This is a genomic window from Photobacterium gaetbulicola, from assembly GCF_003025515.1.
Lineage (GTDB): Bacteria > Pseudomonadota > Gammaproteobacteria > Enterobacterales > Vibrionaceae > Photobacterium > Photobacterium gaetbulicola.
This window is the reverse complement of sequence record NZ_PYME01000003.1, coordinates 181,842-198,971: the sequence shown is the minus strand read 5'-3', so window position 1 is coordinate 198,971 and position 17,130 is coordinate 181,842. Positions and strand designations below refer to the sequence as shown.

14 protein-coding genes are annotated in these 17,130 nt (G+C 50.0%); 7 read left to right on the top strand and 7 right to left on the bottom strand.

The window, feature by feature from the left end; all coding sequences use genetic code 11:
• Positions 1-7 precede the first annotated feature (7 nt).
• From C9J03_RS03700 to C9J03_RS03680, 5 genes are all read left to right on the top strand, one after another.
• Positions 8-982 carry a ParB/RepB/Spo0J family partition protein gene (locus C9J03_RS03700; protein ID WP_039457620.1) on the top strand — a complete coding sequence of 325 codons (975 nt, stop codon included), beginning with the start codon at positions 8-10 and terminating at the stop codon, positions 980-982.
• A 117-nt stretch (positions 983-1,099) separates the two neighbouring features.
• Positions 1,100-3,244, top strand: a complete 2,145-nt coding sequence (locus C9J03_RS03695) for a tRNA(Met) cytidine acetyltransferase TmcA (RefSeq protein ID WP_044621744.1) — start codon at positions 1,100-1,102, stop codon at positions 3,242-3,244.
• Positions 3,241-3,984: a phosphatase gene (locus C9J03_RS03690; protein ID WP_044621743.1), complete on the top strand. Its 744-nt coding sequence runs from the start codon at positions 3,241-3,243 to the stop codon at positions 3,982-3,984. Before C9J03_RS03695 ends, C9J03_RS03690 begins: the two co-directional genes overlap by 4 nt.
• Positions 3,985-4,231: 247 nt before the next feature.
• Complete coding sequence (locus tag C9J03_RS03685) at positions 4,232-4,636, top strand: hypothetical protein (protein ID WP_044621742.1); 405 nt, start codon at positions 4,232-4,234, stop codon at positions 4,634-4,636.
• A gap of 177 nt (positions 4,637-4,813) precedes the next feature.
• Entirely contained in the window at positions 4,814-6,466 is a 1,653-nt protein-coding gene (locus C9J03_RS03680; RefSeq protein ID WP_044621741.1) for a DUF342 domain-containing protein, read from the top strand.
• Positions 6,467-6,546: 80 nt separating this feature from the next.
• Here C9J03_RS03680 and C9J03_RS03675 read toward each other — a convergent pair whose 3' ends face one another.
• The 3 genes from C9J03_RS03675 to C9J03_RS03665 all read right to left on the bottom strand — a co-directional run bounded on the left by C9J03_RS03675 (position 6,547) and on the right by C9J03_RS03665 (position 11,798).
• On the bottom strand, positions 6,547-8,484 hold the full coding sequence (locus tag C9J03_RS03675) for an EAL domain-containing protein (RefSeq protein ID WP_052829680.1): 1,938 nt from the start codon (positions 8,482-8,484) through the stop codon (positions 6,547-6,549).
• A 213-nt stretch (positions 8,485-8,697) separates the two neighbouring features.
• Entirely contained in the window at positions 8,698-9,969 is a 1,272-nt protein-coding gene (locus C9J03_RS03670) for a sigma-54-dependent transcriptional regulator (protein WP_044621740.1), read from the bottom strand.
• Complete coding sequence (locus C9J03_RS03665) at positions 9,966-11,798, bottom strand: sensor histidine kinase (RefSeq protein ID WP_044621739.1); 1,833 nt, start codon at positions 11,796-11,798, stop codon at positions 9,966-9,968. Before C9J03_RS03665 ends, C9J03_RS03670 begins: the two co-directional genes overlap by 4 nt.
• Before the next feature lie 168 nt (positions 11,799-11,966).
• Between C9J03_RS03665 and pdxH the strand changes: the two genes are divergently transcribed.
• Positions 11,967-12,611 carry a pyridoxamine 5'-phosphate oxidase gene (gene pdxH, locus C9J03_RS03660; protein ID WP_044621738.1) on the top strand — a complete coding sequence of 215 codons (645 nt, stop codon included), beginning with the start codon at positions 11,967-11,969 and terminating at the stop codon, positions 12,609-12,611.
• 47 nt (positions 12,612-12,658) lie between these two features.
• On the opposite strand, the gene C9J03_RS03655 is transcribed toward pdxH, so the two are convergent.
• The 3 genes from C9J03_RS03655 to C9J03_RS03645 all read right to left on the bottom strand — a co-directional run bounded on the left by C9J03_RS03655 (position 12,659) and on the right by C9J03_RS03645 (position 15,478).
• Positions 12,659-12,832 carry a hypothetical protein gene (locus tag C9J03_RS03655; RefSeq protein WP_044621737.1) on the bottom strand — a complete coding sequence of 58 codons (174 nt, stop codon included), beginning with the start codon at positions 12,830-12,832 and terminating at the stop codon, positions 12,659-12,661.
• A gap of 171 nt (positions 12,833-13,003) precedes the next feature.
• Positions 13,004-13,714: a helix-turn-helix transcriptional regulator gene (locus C9J03_RS03650; protein ID WP_044621736.1), complete on the bottom strand. Its 711-nt coding sequence runs from the start codon at positions 13,712-13,714 to the stop codon at positions 13,004-13,006.
• Positions 13,715-14,518: 804 nt separating this feature from the next.
• A complete protein-coding gene (locus tag C9J03_RS03645) occupies positions 14,519-15,478 on the bottom strand; it encodes an AEC family transporter (protein ID WP_044621735.1) in 960 nt (319 codons plus the stop codon).
• Between the two features lie 534 nt (positions 15,479-16,012).
• Between C9J03_RS03645 and C9J03_RS03640 the strand changes: the two genes are divergently transcribed.
• A complete protein-coding gene (locus C9J03_RS03640) occupies positions 16,013-16,804 on the top strand; it encodes an AraC family transcriptional regulator (RefSeq protein WP_044621734.1) in 792 nt (263 codons plus the stop codon).
• A gap of 16 nt (positions 16,805-16,820) precedes the next feature.
• Here the strand turns inward: C9J03_RS03640 and C9J03_RS26615 are convergent, their stop codons facing one another.
• On the bottom strand, positions 16,821-16,967 hold the full coding sequence (locus C9J03_RS26615) for a hypothetical protein (protein WP_156149929.1): 147 nt from the start codon (positions 16,965-16,967) through the stop codon (positions 16,821-16,823).
• Between the last annotated feature and the right edge of the window lie 163 nt (positions 16,968-17,130).

Here is a 17,130-nt window from a genome sequence, read left to right as displayed (position 1 = left end):
TTAGGGGATGGCGATTAAAACGAAAGATCTCAATGCCCGTTTGTTCGGCAAAGCTGACAAGCGCCGTGCAACAACGCCAACAGAAGCACAAACCGCAGCCCGCGATAAGGCGTCGGTCATCGAACTGGCCGTTGCCGGTGAAGAAACCGTCGCATTTGAACTGGTGAAAATCCAGGCCAATCAAGTTGCTGACAAAACGCGTGTGTTTGCGGAAAATGCTCGAGAACAAGCTTTCCTCAACGAACATGCACTTGCTGATATTCTGACGACACTAAAAGATCGCGGACAGCAATATCCAGCCGTGGGCCGCTGGTTGGATGATGGCCGGATTGAAGTACTGGACGGTAGCCGCCGTCGTATGTCTTGTATCCTGGCGGAAAAGGATTTCCTCATTTACGTGGGGAAGGGGATCAACAGCGATCACGCCAAATTCCTTTCTGATGTTGCGAACGCCCACAAGCCATTGTCGCTGTTTGAACGTGGCAAGGAAATGCAGGCGCTGCTTGAATCCGGAAAAGTGGCCGATCAGAAAGAGCTGGCGAAATATTGTCAGTGCAGTGAAGCCTTGGTCAGTGGTGCCTTGAAAGCGGCAGCTTTGCCGATGGAACTGTTGATGGCCTATCCGAGTGTTGGTGAGCTAGGCCGACCGACGATTGTCAAACTGCACCGATTGTTCTTCGGCCTGAATAACGAGCAGCAACAACAGTTTGTCAGTGAGATTTCATCCGCTGACGACGCAATGTGGAAGACGATCAATGCCTCAGGTATCACCCGTATCACCCGCGAAGTGACAAGTAAACTTGAGCAGATCGGCGAGACCCTTCAGCCCAAAATCGAGGTTGAGAAACCAAAGCCGCAAGAGCTAGTGAAGGGTAAAATCAGCTACCTGCGCGATGGCGACAAGCTCCAGCTTAAACTGAAGAAGCTTAGTGAACGCCAGGCCGAAGAAATCCTGGCTTACCTGGCTGACTATTTGAAGTAGCAAACCACGCCTATTTCATACTCTTACTATAAAACCACGCTATCAGGCGTGGTTTTTTTTCGCACCGCTATTGGCATATTGGTATTATCAAGATGTTGTTTGTCACTGAGTCATAGCATGTCCCAACTTTCTCAATTTTGCCGCACCCTCTCATCGATTGCGGCCAGTCAAAATATTCGTTTCCTCGTCGTTGCCAAGGGCAACAAAGAGTGGGCGCTGGAAGTGTTAGCTGCTTTCGATCCGCTTTACCCCGACCGGCTATTCTGCGGCGAGCCGCTGCAGAGCGAGAACCCGAGTATCCCATTTAAGAAAGCCAAGCAGTGGCTGGGCCGTGAATGCCAAATGCTTACTGTCAATGGTCATCGGGGAGTGGATGCACAGGCCCTTGGCGCGTTGTCGGGGACGGTTGTCGGTGGCGGGATTTTGTTATTGTTGCTGCCGAATGACTGGTTTGAACAATGCGATTCAAACTTTGACAGGCGGTTGTGTCAGTTGCTGCAACAACCCGGTGTCATCATGTTGGAAGCCGGTGCGGCGCTGCCGCCGTTACCCCGCTCTCACGAGACAGACATCATCAAGCCGTCACATGGCGAGGTTGCGGATGCGCAATCCGCCAGTACTTGTGGCGCCCCTCTTCGATTTGGAGCCGTCACCTCGTGCCAGGTTGGAGCGGTTGAAGCTGTCCGTCGGGTTGTCACCGGGCATCGTAAACGGCCTTTGGTGTTAACGGCTGATCGTGGTCGAGGGAAATCTGCGGCACTGGGGTTGGCTGCAGCCAGCCTGCTGGCTGAGCGAGAGATCAAGATCGTGGTTACGGCTCCATCATATCTGGCCAGCCAAACGGTGTTTCGTCATGTTGCCGAGCAGTTCGGACTGGAGTTTACCGATCAGAAAAGACTCGAGGTCGGCAAAGGATCAATTGTATTTGTTGCCCCTGATGTCCTGTTGTCGGAGTTACCCTCGGCTGACTTTGTGATGGTCGACGAAGCGGCAGCGATTCCTGCCCCTGTCTTGACTGCGTTGCTCGGTGAATTTAACCGTATCGCTTTTTCAAGTACCGTTCATGGTTATGAAGGCACCGGCCGTGGTTTTGCAGTCAAGTTCCGCCAGCAACTCGACACCGTCATGCCTCAGTGGCGCGCGTTCGAAATGCAGCAAGCGATTCGCTGGGCGGACCATGACCCGCTGGAAAAGTGGATTTTCAATGCGCTGTTACTCGATGCGGAGGTTTCATGCGAGGGGCTTGATCCCAAGACGGCTGACTATGAATTGCTTGATAAAGCTCAGTTGCTTGACTCTCCCAATCTTCTTTCGTCACTGTTTGGCTTGCTGATCAATGCTCATTACCAAACGTCGCCGGCCGACTTGGTGAATTTGCTCGACGATGATAGTTTGCACATTTGGGTATGTCGTAACAGCGACAGGGTATTGGGCTGTTGCCTGATCGTCGACGAAGGTGGATTTACTGATGAGTTAGCCCGGCAGATCCAATTGGGAACGAGAAGGCCACGGGGCCATTTATTGGCTCAGTCTTTGGCCGCCCATGTCGGCATTTTGGAAGCCGCGGTGCAGCATTCTGGCCGTGTACTTCGCATTGCTGTTCACCCGGACTTTCAGCAACAGGGTATTGGCCAGAAATTGTTGGCTTGCGTTCGTCAGTGGGGCCAAGCTCGCTATGATTTCCTTGGCACCAGTTTTGGTTATGTCCCCGAACTACTCAACTTTTGGCAGCGAGCAGGTTACCAGGCGGTGCGTTTGGGGTTACAGAAAGATGCCTCGAGCGGTTACCCTTCTCTGTTATGTGTTCAACCTCTTGGCCACTCCAGTCGACAGTGGTTTCCCAAAGCCAGGGTATTCTTTTCGGCTGGGCTGTTGGCCAATGCTTGTGAAGCTTTCAGCGATATGCCTGCAGCGGAGTTGTTGCCTCTGTTGGTCGATGCGCTGTCGTGTCAGGGGGTTCCCGCTCCCCTAGCAAGTGACTGGGTTGATGAGCAACTTTCGATTTATTGCCAGGGGGGGTTGGGGTATGAACTCGTGTTGCCGTCATTGCAGCAATATTTGCTGTTGCGGCTGGCCAATGCCGAACGGCCTTCTGAGCTGGCCGCTTTTAGCCTTCCTGTCGCCAAAGTTATTCAGCGTCAATCGTGGCATGAAATCGTTCAGTTTTACCAGCTTGCTGGTCGAAAAGAAGCCGAGCAACGTCTTCGAGCGGTTATCAGAGCCGATATTCAAAAGAATTTTATTGCAAGGAGCGAGTCATGAAATTTGTTGTCGACACTCATAGCCACACAGTCTCCAGTGGCCATGCTTATAGCACTGTACTTGAGAATGCCAAGGCGGCTGCGGAAAATGGATTGCAGTTGCTGTGCTTGACGGATCACGCCTCTTCTATGCCTGGAGCACCTCACTTTTGGCATTTTGCCAATCAGAAGGTCATTCCGCGCTTTCTGCATGGTGTCGGTATTCTTCGCGGCGTCGAGGCCAATATCATGAATACTGCAGGTCAGGTTGATGTGTTGCCCAAAGTCGAGGAACATCTCGATTGGGTTCTGGCCAGTTTTCATGAGCCGGTATTTACGCCCTCGACACCGGATGCACATACTGAGGCTTTGCTTAATGTGATTAAATCGGGGCGGGTCGATGCGCTGGGTCATTTGGGTAACCCTAATTTTGATTTCGATTTTGAACGTGTGCTGGCCGCCGCGGCCGAGGCCAAGGTTTTGGTCGAGATCAATAACTCTTCGCTATCTGGATCTCGCATTGGCAGCCAGCCTCGGTGCGAGCGTATTGCCGAAATTGGCAAAGAGGTCGGTGTTAAGTTCACAACCGGGTCGGACGCGCACTTTGCTTATGATGTCGGTAAGTTTGACTCGGTAATGGCGCTATTTGAGAAAACGAAAATCGACGAATCGGCAATTGTTACCACTAGCGCTTCTCGTTTTTTGGGATTTCTTGAGTCTCGAGGCCGGACACCGATTAGTGAATTTCAGTCTTTGTGCTAGGTGAATTTACACTGTAAATTTCTGAGTGAGTTATATGGAAAAGGTGGGGCTACCCACCTTTTTTATTGTCCAAATTTACACTGTAAATTCGGACAGAAAAGGGCTTTAAGAATTACATTTGTATTATTTTGCCTTGTTGACTAAGTTTATAGAATTCCCCCGCTTTTTTGATGCTTGCGATGTATGCTGACGTCCCTGCCGTCTTATTGTTGTTGTGGCAGGCATAAAATAATAATAAGGAGAAAGCATGAGTTTGGTTAAAGATTTTCCCCCAGCACTTAAAGAAATGTTTCACCCTGCTGTGTGCCAAGACGCCGACGCTGAAAAATGTTTCTCTGTTGGACGTGGCGGTATTGCGGGTCGCTTATATGGCCACCTGCTTAGTAGCGGTGAAACGATCGATAACCAGGACTATGGTGTTAGAGTTACCGCTAATCGGTTGAGCCGACAGTGCATCTATATTGAATCACCTATGCCACTGCCGCTCACTGCCTGCTATCAGCTGTATCTTCAACCGGTCGGCCGTCTCGAAGGCTACTTGCAACATGACCAGGTATCGGTCAATAAAAAGCACCCTTCACACAGTAGCTATATTTTTGTTACCGATTGCTGGCTGAGCGAACAGCAGATCCGCTCTATTGCCTTGGTCTGATTTAGTTATGCTGTCTCTGAAATAATCAATATGCAACTGCGTGCTCAATAATGATGTGTAGACATATTTCAGATAAAAGTGTGACTTAACAGTTACTTGGTAACGGTTTCGTTACTGTAATATTGAGGAGCAACCATAACATTTTAATGTTCGCTAATAACAGCAAAAGGAGTTGATATGGCAGAGCTTTTTCTGCGTATCTCTGAAGATGGACAATCAGTGTTATTCGCGGCGAGTCATGCCCAAGAATCGGTCCCGACCAGGGAGTTGTTGCTGGAGCAACTTCATTCCGTTGGGGCTGAGCGTTTCTATTTGTTCGAAAAGGCGATTGATTCCGCGTTAGCTATAACAAGCCAGGCTGCCGAGTTACAATCTGATGGTAGCGACGCTGAAACAATCGTTATTGCTGAGCGGCGTGATGCCAGTTTGGTGGTGAAAGCCGAACCTGATTTCATGCGCGCCTCAATCACGGTGACAGCGCCTTACGGCGGAAAGCCTGCAACAGGGGCCGATATTCTTGAGGCCCTCAAGCAGAACCGGATTGTCAAAGGGATACGCAAGTCGCAGCTCCACCAATTGCTCGAGCAGGCGAATAGGCTCTGCCCCGGTGAGAAGCTGACGTTACCGATTGCATTTGGGCGTTTGCCCGAACACGGTATCGATTCCCGTTTCGATCCCCTGGTAGATGATGCCAGCCATCGTATTCTTAAGCCTCAGGTAACCGATGACGGTAAGGTCGATATGCTTGATCTGGGGGAATTAATTACAGTAAAAGCCGGACAGCCATTAATGAAGCGCATTCCGGCAACCGACGGTGTCGCCGGTTTTACTGTGCAGGGCAAAGCGTTGCCTGCCAAACCAGGGAAAGAAAGTGAGTTTCAGCCTGGTGATGGCACCATGGTGAGTGAATACGATCCTAATTTGCTGCTGGCCGAAAAATCAGGTATTCCCGTGCGTAAGCCTAGAGGGATGCAAGTTGATGAAGCCTTAACGCTGAAAGGGGTGAATGTTGCAACCGGCCATATTGATTTTGATGGCAGCATTCTTATCACCGGCGATGTTACCCCTGGGATGCGGGTCTCGGCATCCGGCAATATTACGGTTTCGGGCTTTGTTGAGCTGGCAGAATTAAAAGCCGGGGGAGACATTTCCATTATCAAAGGGATCATTGGTCGCAAGCATGATGGTTCAAAACTCGGGTGCTCTATCGAAGCCAAAGGCAATGTGACCAGTAAGTTCGCCCAGTTCGCTGAAATTACCTGTGGTCAAAACGCCCAGTTTACGCTCCACGTTCTCCACAGCGTGATTCGTGCTGAAGGCGAAGTCATTGTGATGGATCAGTTCAAGCGGCAAGGTACACTGAGCGGTGGGATTACGGAAGCGGGCTACAGTATCCGGGTGGTCAACCTTGGCGCCTTAGCCGGGATCCCGACAGTAGTGAATGCGTTTACCAAGCATGAGTATCTGCAGCATCAGCTTCAAGCTAAGCACCGCGAATATCAGCTCGAAGCCCAGAATGTTGAAAAGATCAGAGAGGCTCAGCTGAAGTTGTTGAAATTACCCGAACATAAGCGACCTGCCGAATTAGCAGAGCGTATCCAACATGCGGCGGAGCAGCATAAATCGCAAATCAGCACACTTCAAACTGACTATAAGCAGCTGCGGGCTGAATATGAAGAGCTTCGCTCCCGTGTCATGATCACTGCCTACAATCGGATATATTCTGGGGTACAAAGCCGGTTGGAAAAAGAGAACTTGTTGATCACCCAAGAACATGGCCCATCAAAACTCCATATCTTCGAGCAGGCACTTCAGTGTACGCCATTGTGATCTTGTCATTTCGGTTTACAGTGTAAATTGAATTTACACTGTAAATTGTATTCGCTGAAACAGGACACGCAGGCAACATCCTAATGGAGTAAGGCTGAATGCCCTTTGCCAATCCGCTGTTCTTTCAATTTCTGCTCAGTGAAGAAGCCTTGGAAACCGCTGACGAAAAGATCCGATAACCTTTCTAGTTGAGTCTCAGTTTCTACCCGGGTCGCAATCGTCATTATATTGAGGCTATGTGCCGTCCGGCAGATAGAAGAGAGCAGTTGTTTTTTAAGTTCGTCATTCAATTGATGGGTATAGGAGTAATCGACTTTGGCATAGTCGGGACGGAACTCATCAAGGTATGCCAGTGATTTAAAATAGCGACCATAGCCATCCACCCCGAAGCGGAACTTGTGAAACCGGATGAGCGAGCATAACAGGCTACAGGCATCGGGGGTGCGAATAAAACACGCTTCAGGAATGTCGAAATGCAACCGTTCTGACAGGTGTTGGTTTCTCGTCAACGCTTGGTCGAGCCAGCGATTGAAAGCGGGATCGGTAATACTGTTTGTGGTGAGGTTGATGGCGAAAGGACCTTTGGCGGGGTCTGCGTTCAATATATTGATATGGTGGGCGATGACGTGTTTGTCGAGTAGCACGCCTGCCCCGACATCTTCTATCGCGCCTAAAAACTGATTGGCATTGTACTGGGCCTGCTTGGCCTTGAGCGATGAAAACACCTCGTAATGATATTGCTGCTGGAGTTCGTTGATCACTGGTTGGTATTGATAAGCCACCGTGTTGCTTTCTATCGCTTCGAGCAATAATGACTTCCACTGCTGCTTGCCGAAACTGGGAACCTGGTGCTGGTTATCGGCCAGCTGGAGTGGTTGGCCGGGATTGCGTGTTGCCTGTGCCAAGATGTTATCCAACTGTCCGAGAACGTGGCTGGCAGAGCTGGCCTGTTCGATAAGCAACAGACCCAGAAAGACGCTATCGGATGTGTCGCCACGGTGTGCTTTTTCCTGTTGTTGATGAACCTCGAGCATGGCTTGGCCAATCTGCTTGAGCTTGTCTGAAGAAATATTTGGTAGTAATACCGCAAATTCATCATAGGATAGTCGGGAAAGGGATACCTGGGTATGGACAATATTGCTGTTAAATTCATCAGCGAGCTGGCGGGTAAAATTGTCGCCGGTCACGAAGCCATACTGTTGGTAGATCTCATCAAGTAAAGTGGATTTAAGCAGAATTAAGCCCGCTTGCTGCGGGTTATCGAGCCAGGCATCAAGCTGGTTAATAAAATAATGGCGGTTTCCAAGCCCGGAAACTTTGTCCTGATAAGCTTGGGTTTTTAGCTTGCTGGCATCGAGCGCTTGACGCCGAAAGATATCCTCTAGCTGCTGGTTAAAATGCGTGATCATGGTGAGCCAAGCCTGTGCCTCGTGGCTGTTGGCGTTGACAGCCGGAAGAGCATGTTTGGCGGTGGCGGAGTGCTGGGCTAGTTGGCTCAGGGGGTGGAGTTTGCGCCTGAGCGCGATGAAGGTGATCAACATTGCCACTAAGTAGCTGGCGGCTCCAAGCAGTGCGCCCGGAAACACCTGTTGCCAGAATATCGGCATGAGGGCGGCGGGAGAGACTGAGACGGTAAGGCTAACGGCCTGAGTACTGTTTCCGAGCAAGGTCTGTTGCAATGTTAACGGAGACCACAACCGGCGGAGTAATTGTGAATGTGTTTGGGGCTGTCGTTCGAGTGATGCTGTTGAATATTGTTGGTCGGTTGCCAATACATGCAGCCGCGTTTCCCCTCGCGGCGAGACTGGGGGAAGCTGTTGCAAGAGCAATTGATAATCTGGCTGCTTTGCACTGGACTCGAGTCGGTACTGCAGCAGTGAGATCTGCGTGCGTAGTTGCTGTTGGGTCTGGTCGATGAGGCTAGTGCGGATCCCCATCGCATACAAGGCAATAAAGCACAGTAACAATGCCGTAAAGCAACTGGCAAACCAAGCATAGGTATAGCGGAATAAATTCATAGTTTATCTCAGCAAGCGTGAAGAGAATGTAGATAAATGGAAGCGTTCAGGCGACTGAGGTTGTCAATTCATGCTTTGAGTAAGTTACCAAACTTTGCCGCTATCTCGAGGTTAAGGAGGTGGGAACATGTTGTTTTCGGAAGATAGTTCGAAGAAATGTGCAATGTAGCCAAGGTTTACATCCGTCTCTGTCCATGGCTACCGCTGTTGTGTCTATGCTTTAAACTCGTTTTTATCAATGTGGTATTTTTTCATTTTGTCATACAGGGTCTTGCGGGCAAGCCCAAGCTCCTGCTGAACTTCCTTTAGCCTACCATGGTGACGGTTGAGGGCATCATGGAGCACTTTACATTCAAAATCGGCAACCCGCTCTGCCAGCGTGCTGGCCTGCAGCGGCTGGCTGGGATCCTGATGCTGGGGCTCGAGGGCTTTTGCCCCCATGAGAGCATAGCGTTCGGCAAACTGCCGTAGCTCTCTGACATTACCTGTCCAGCGCTGCTCTCCCAGCCATTGCTCCAGCTGACTGTCAATCTGAGGCGGCTCAATGCCAAACCGGCTGCAGTCCGTGCGGAGGAAATTATGGAATAGCAAAGGAATATCAGCCTGTCGCTGGTTTAGGGGCGGCAAATCCAAGGTGATAAACCCCAGCTTGAAATAGAGGGTATGAAGAAATCCTGACGCACTTTGGTGGTGGCCGTCGACATCAGCACTGACGATCACCCGAACGGTGTGTTCGCCCCGGCAAAGGGGCGTAATGAGATCTTGCAGTGTGGGTTGCAGTTGCTGCGGAGTGCGGTCGATATGCTTGAGGTAAAGGGTGGCAAATGGCGTTGCACCGCCGTCCATTAACTCGTCGAGCTGTGTCTCGGTCCCGGCGGCACTGCAATCAATCGTGACAAATGGCTGATGGGGCTGTAGGCCGTGGTCATGGACGAAGCGGGCAACTAAAGCCTTGCCGCAACCGCTCGGGCCGTGGATAAACAACGGCGAGTGGGTTTTTGCTTGGTGGGACAAGATACGCCTGAGTTGTTTGATGGCCGGATCGTTGCCTAAAATCCGTGGGCCTGGACCACTTTGTACTTCAAGCTCTCTGCGCAGCTCTCGGTTTTCCAATACAAGATCGCGCTTCTCGGCCGCCCGCTTGACGACATCAAGCAGGTGCTCGGTTGAAAACGGTTTTTCCAGAAAATCATAGGCGCCGAGCCGCATGGCTTCCACCGCCATGGAGATATCCCCATGACCGGTGAGCATGATCACCGACAATTCTGCGTCTAATGCCAGCGCCTGCTTGAGGAAAGTGAGACCATCAATGCCAGGCATATTGATATCGGAAATGATCACCCCGGGAAATTGGTTCGTCAGCTGCTTCAGAGCCGGTTTTGCACTGGCAAAGAGCTCGACGTCGTAATCCTCGAGCTCAAGGGTCTGGCCGAGGGCATCGCGAATAGATTTTTCGTCATCGATAAACATGACAGGGGTGTTCATGGTGTGTTCTCGCTATCTAAGGGCAAAGAGAGGGAAAATTCAGCGCCGTCGCCGGGGTGATCGCTGACGCTGAGTGTGCCGTGGTAGGCGTCGATGATACGTTTGGAGATGGTCATGCCGAGGCCTAATCCGTCATCCTTGGTGGTGTAAAACGGGGTAAAAACTTGCTGCTTCTGCTCTTGGTTCAGCCCGGGGCCATTATCCCATACCCGGCAGACAACGTGTTTGGCATCGGATTCGAGCCGAATGCCGACCTGTGCCTCCGGCCGGCCTTGGAGCGCGTGAAGGCTGTTTTGCAAAAGGTTCACCAGTACCTGCTCGAATTGGACGGCGTCGATGTTGATGAGCAGATCCTCGGGAATAGCCTCAAGCCGCAGGATGACTCCTTGTTTGATCAGTGCATTGCGCATTAGCGACAAGGCCGAGCGGATGGAGTCAGCCGGATTGGTACGCGGTGAGTTTTGGTGGAAATCGCGCTTGCGAGCAAAGACCTTGAACCGGGCGATGATGTCTGCAATCAGTTGGTTCAGCTCGATGATTTCGTCGAGGTTGCGGCCAACTGTGTTATAGCGTTGCTTCTCCAATAGCTTGCGGCTGTTCTCGGCATAGGTTCTTATTGCGGCAAGGGGCTGGTTGATCTCGTGGTTGATGCTTGCCGAGAGCTCACCAAGCATGGCAAGCTTGGCTGCCTGCAGCAGCTCATCTTGGGTTTGCTTAAGTTCCGCTTGGCTATGCTCATATTGGCTGAGCGTGATCTTGAGCTGCTGGTTAGTTTCTTGCAGGCGGCGTGTACGCTGGCTTACCCGTTTTTCCAGCCGGCTGTTGAGGTTGGCCAATTCGACTCTGGCCCGGTAGGTCTGCCACCACGAGTGTATAGCGATACACAGAAGGGCGTAGATCAGGATAAACAGCAATAGTACCTGACCCATATATTCAAAAGCTCGGGTCTGCGGGGTAAAGCCGTAGATGTACCAGCCGGCTTTCTCCATATCGTGCTGGGCGGTAATGTAAGTCATGGCTGCGCCTACTGAGGGGGAGCGCAACGGCTGAACCGTGCTCTGATTGAATACCGGCAGGCTAGCGGCACCGGTAAGGGCGGCTATCTCGGCGCGGCCATATTGACGCGACTGCTTGACCTGGGCTCGCACGGTTTCATCGAGCATAGACAGTGAGTGGTACAGCCAAGCAGGCTCAGAGCTGTAGAAGATGATGCCATGCTCATCGGTAATGGCATAGTCGATATCTTCATACTGCCAGATATCTGCCAGCATAGAGAGGTCGACCTTGATGGCTAGTACCCCCACCGGCTTTTGGTTGTGGATGATTGGGGCAGAAAAATAATATCCCCGCTTGTCGGAACGGGCTCCCAGCGCGAAATACTGGCCGTTTTGGCCTCTGGCGGCCTGCTGGAAATAAGGGCGGTAACTGAAGTTTTGCCCGACAAATGAATCGGGCTGTTGCCAATTGCTAGAGGCCAGTGTCGTGCCTGCCATGTCAATCAGATAAAGGGTATCGGCACCCAGGGTCTGGTTCCACTGCGCCAGCAATTGGCTGGCAGACATGAACGGTTCGGCTGCGGGGATGAGATAAGTGGTATCGCTCTCCGCTTCAAGGGGGGCAAGTAGCCGCGGATCACTGGCAAGGACTTCGGGCAATTGGCTGTAGCGCTCGAGTTGAGCGTCGAGCTTGGTGCCTAGCTGCGTGACGTCGGATGTAATTTTTTCGCTAAGGTGCTGTTGGATCTGCATGAAGGTCAGCCAGCCGATAAGCATGGCGCCTATAATCCCAGTCAGCAGGGCAAGGAAGAAGAATTTTTGTTTGCTCGACATAAGAAGGCCTTTTTCTGCCACTGTAGCAAATTACCGGCAGGGAAACGTCGAGCTTGATTGCAGAGTCCGAGCGGGTTATCGCTGTTGGCAATTTACTTGTGTTTCAACTAGACAAAGCGCACAATTTTAGCGTTGTTACAAACATCTAGAGAATAAGCGGAGATAACAATGGAATTGTCTGATATTCGTCGCGACTATACACAAGGTGGTTTGCGTCGTCATGACTTGCCGGAACAGCCGGAGCAACTTTTCAGTACCTGGTTGGATCAGGCGATTGAAGCAAAGCTGACTGATCCCACGGCAATGACGGTGGCGACAGTTGATGCGCACGGGCAGCCTTATCAGCGTATTGTGTTATTGAAGCACTTTGATAAAGACGGGTTTGTCTTCTATACCAACCTTGGTAGCCGCAAGGCGATCCAGCTGGCTGACAACAGCAAGATTAGCCTGCATTTTCCTTGGCACCCGCTTGAACGCCAGGTCCATATTACGGGCTGTGCCGAAAAGCTCTCCAAAATGGAAGTGCTGAAGTACTTCTCGTCACGTCCCAAAGAGAGTCAAATTGCCGCGTGGGCGAGTAAGCAAAGTTCCCGCCTTTCGGCAAGGCAAGCGCTGGAAAGCAAATTTTTTGAACTGAAAGAAAAATTTGCCAAAGGTGAAGTGCCTGTGCCGACGTTCTGGGGTGGCTACCGCGTGAAGATTGATACGATTGAGTTCTGGCAGGGCGGTGCGAACCGTCTCCACGATAGGTTCTTGTATACCCGTAAGCAGGATGAAAGCCAGCAGTGGGAAATTGAACGCCTGGCGCCGTAAAGGCGTGGTACTGAACTGAAAAGAGCAGCGGTGAGCTGCTCTTTTTTTTATGCTGCCATTTTCTGCTGGCTGGTCACGATGCTCACACCTTCCGGGTGGCGGACTTTCAACGCTTTTTCGGCACTGGCGATGGACTCAATCTCGTTCACTGCCTGGATTTGGTACTTGCAAGGGATGTTGAAATGGGGATGGACAACGTAGGTGATAGTAAATTGCTTCATGATATTTCCAGCTGATTGTCGGCTCTACGACCGGTTAATTTAAATACTGGGCGGATTATAGGAAATCGGCCCAGTACAAAAATTGATCTGGAAACAGGCTTTGGGTTGCAAAAAGGTAAACTAAGTCTGCGTGTTTTGCAGTTTATTGCCGATGCGCTTGGGTATATCGGTTTACTCTTTCAAAATTACCGAGAGTTGGCGTTTGAGCATACTCTCAGGGATATGGGAGCCAAAACCGAAGTCGAGTGCAATGTCGATCAGCTCGTTTTTTGAGCGGGCGTTGAATTTCTCGCGCAGACGGATGACATAATTCTCTACCGTCTTGACCGAAACACCGAGTACCTTGGCGATATACTGTGGTTTTTTGCCGTAAAGCAGAAGGAACAGTACTTCCGACTCTCGGGTGTTGAGGTTGATGGCATTGTGGTTGAGGTCGAGGTTGAACGAGGCCTGCTCTTTGGGATCAATTCCCGCTGCCCGGCAAATCCAATGGCCTACCTCAAGTACCGCCGTATCCTTGAGTTCAACACCCGAAAAAATGGTACCGACGATTTCGTTTTCATCGTTTTTCCACGGTGTTTTAGTGAATAAGTGTGCACGCCAGCTGCCGTCCGAATAGGGGTGAATATCCAGAACCCGCATCCGTTTTCCTGTTGTGACCACAAGGTTGTCTTGCTCTTGAAATGCTTCAGCACACTCAACGGTTGGGCTCGGCATATCAAAATCGGTGCGACCGATACAGTCTAAATGATGATCTACACCAATAATGTTGCCGTACTCGGAATTAGCATAAACGAAGACCGAATCCTTATCTTTACATCCCCAACATCCTGGGAGCTGATTAAATATATGTAGTAAAGACGGTTCTACTTTATTTTTCACTACGTGTGCCTGAATTAATAGATATAGAGCAGTTGCAACATTGAAGTTTAATTGAATGGACAGAGGTTACAATATGTTAGTGACGGGTTTTTGGGCATAATTGTAAAAAATGATAAAAAAAAGCCGGCCCAATAGGCCGGCAAAGACAAGAGTTTGACTCCGAAGAGCACAATCCTGTACGACGTGTAGAAGAGGTATCCAATCAGATTCATATTCTTTGGTATGAGGGTGTATACCAAAGTAAACCCGCTTGGCATGTATCCAAAGTTGGATACTGTAAACAGAAAACGATAAATACCGTCCGTTGTCTACGGAAAATACTATAACAATAGTGATAGTCGTGAGTAAGGGGGGAAATCACCTATTGACATTGTTTTTACATTATGTCTGTTGGTCTGGTTACTGTTTTATGAAACGTGAAGCGCATTAGTGCTGCGCTTCACGAGTCATCCCTTGACGCGGTCATCGAAGAAGCCTTGTCTGTCAGAAAAACGATAGCTTATTCAATTGCTTTGCATAGTTTTTTCCCGGCAATAACCCATTTTTTTGCAGTGTCCTTCCCTTGTTCGTATGGGCGTAAAAGTGCATGTCTGGATATGCATGCATCTGCGAGCGTTAGGTTTTATATTGTTTTAAATAATACGTTTATCAACAATTTTATTAAGATCAATAATTGGTTTTACTCGAGATTATTATTTCAGCAAAAAATAATGCGAGAAATTCCACTGTAATTTAGACAATCAGTTGTATCTCTATATCCTCAATGCTTATAAGGGCAAGATAATTGCTTGTACCACTTTAGGGTTAATTTACTAATTTAAAAGTTCTAAGCAGGGTGATCCCAAGACTGCTGGTGAATATCGAGCCCAGTGTTGTGACGGCTATTATGTTGGCGGCAAGATAGGCGTTTCCTCCCATACTCCTGGCCATGACATAGCTGGCTGCCGCCGTTGGCGCGGCACTCATGAGAAATATCAGCCCTAGCTCCAACTCTCGAAAGCCAATAGCAATTCCTGCCAGGGTAATAAGTAGTGGTGAGAGAAGGAGTTTGCCGACACTGGCAAATTGGGTGTTGGCTGGCTCTTGACGTAATTGATTGAAGTCGAGGCTGGCGCCAGTACAGAGCAGCGCTAGCGGCAGTGTCATCCCCGCGAAGTAGCCGCCGGACTTGGTGATGAGTTCGGGGAGGGGAACGGCGAGCAATGAAAATGGCAGTGCACACAGTATGCTGATGATTAGCGGGTTTTTGATGATTGAACGCAGGAGAAAACCCGCATTAAGGCTCGGTAGGTTCGGGTTCGAGCGCGACAAGGTGATAACAGCAAGGACGTTGTAGGCAACGGTGATGACGGCAACATAGAGCGACCCCAAGGCAAGGCCGGTTTCGCCAAAGGCGTTGCTGGCGTAGGCCAAGCCAATGATACCGGTATTAGCGCGGAAAGCGCCCTGGACAACCACTCCGCGGTCTTTTTTTTGTGGTATTGCCCGGCTGGCCACCAGTTCGAACAAGGCATAAGTAAGAATATTGGCTCCCAGCGCAAACAATAATAAGTCAGGGTTACCTATTTCAGAGATGTTGGCGCGGGCAACGCTTAAAAACAGCATTGCCGGAAGAGTCAGATTGAACACCAGCTTGGATCCGGTTTCGATAAAGTCTTCGGTCAGCATGCCGATGCGCTTGAGGTAGATCCCGAGGCCGAGCATCAGGAAGATGGGACCGGTGATGGAAAATGAATAATGTAATTGTGCAAGTAGCTCTGTCATGGTCGCCTATCCTTGTTAAGAAGGCTATTTGTAACACAAATAGCAGTGAGATAGGAAATATGATCAAGGATCATTGTTCCGATCTTGGCCAACAGGGGCTGATACCGAGCCAAGGTGCTGAATTTATATGGAACGATGATCAAGAGGTGCGGTGTGACGGCCGATGTATTTCCGACAGGAACGATGATCAAGCTAGATCATGATCTTGGTATTTTTCCCCCGAATAATGATCAAGAGAATGGCCGTTGCCTACAGGGAAAAATCGCGGCAATCACTCACTCAATGTCACCCTGAATTTTCGTTTCCATCATAAATGGTTGAAAATCAGCCAATTAAATTGACTGGGGTAATGGGCTGCCACCCCCGGGAGGAGTCGGTGGGTTTCAGCTTCTGGTTTTTAAATCAGCAAAATAACATCAGAATGACATTGGCCGTAAATTATCGTCACTTGATCATAGTTCCGGAGTATGGCTCTTGGGGGAAATATGGTATGCTCCCACTACGAATCACCGCCATATCCTTCGGTCATTTAGCATGAAAGCAAAGCTAAACTCGCCATTGTTCAAACCCTCTGAAATCGTCAAGTTGCCGGAGCAGATGGATCACCACAACCATGGTTACAACCAGGTGGTGATTGGTCTGTCGGGACAAACGGAATTTGATATAGAAGGGTCGGGTAACCTGGTCTGCCCCGGTCAGGGCTGTCTGGTAACGGCGGACTCCGAGCACGCGTTTTCTGGTATCGGCAATAATGAAATTTTGGTGTTGAATGTAGCCTCAGACCAGTACCTCGCTTCTTACTCTCAAGATCACCTTGCCCAGCTGTTCGAGCACTCGGGCTATTTCCACCTCGATCGCCAAGCGCAGAATTTGATCCAGGCGCTAACCGCAGAGATGGCTGCTCACCCTGACGATCTGTTGCTCAGCAGAGCGTGCACCGATACCTTGATGTGCGTGCTGCATCGTCACTTCAAACCGCTCAAAGACGATCGCCAAACCTATCGTTTGAATATGGATGTGATCGATCAGTATATCCTGCAGCACTTGACCCGGAAAATCTCCGTAGCCCAGCTGGCGGGGTTGGTTTTCCTGGGCGAAAGCCAGTTTCATTTCCTGTTCAAAGAGCAAACGGGTGTGACACCACACCAGTATGTGCTGAAAAAGCGCCTGGAACTGGCGCGCGATCTGATAGAGGAGTCCCAGTTAAGCGTCGCTCAGGTTGCCCAAACTACCGGGTTCGCCAGCCAGAGCAGTTTCACCCAGGCGTTTACCCGGTTATACGGCAAACCGCCGGCGCGCTATCGTCGTGAAAATCCGGCTGGCTAGTTTACCTAAACCAACCCTATCCGTCCCATTCCTTTTGTTGACGTTTTGTTGTTGTCGGCGCCACTTCAGCCTTTTCTACCTGTTGTTTATTCTGCCAAAGGCTGTTCATGATGGCCATGGGCAGCTTCTTCGTGTCTATGTCTCTTTGATCGTCCTTGATCATTGATCCGTCTGCTCTTGATCATTGTTCCGAAACTGTGTGTTAAATAGTCAATGATTGGTGTCTGGTTACGGAAAAATGCATTTTTTCTAAAAAATCTCCGTCAATTTTTGTTAAAGCTCGGACTTTTTCTAAAAAGTATCGGAGAATATAGCAAGACTATCGG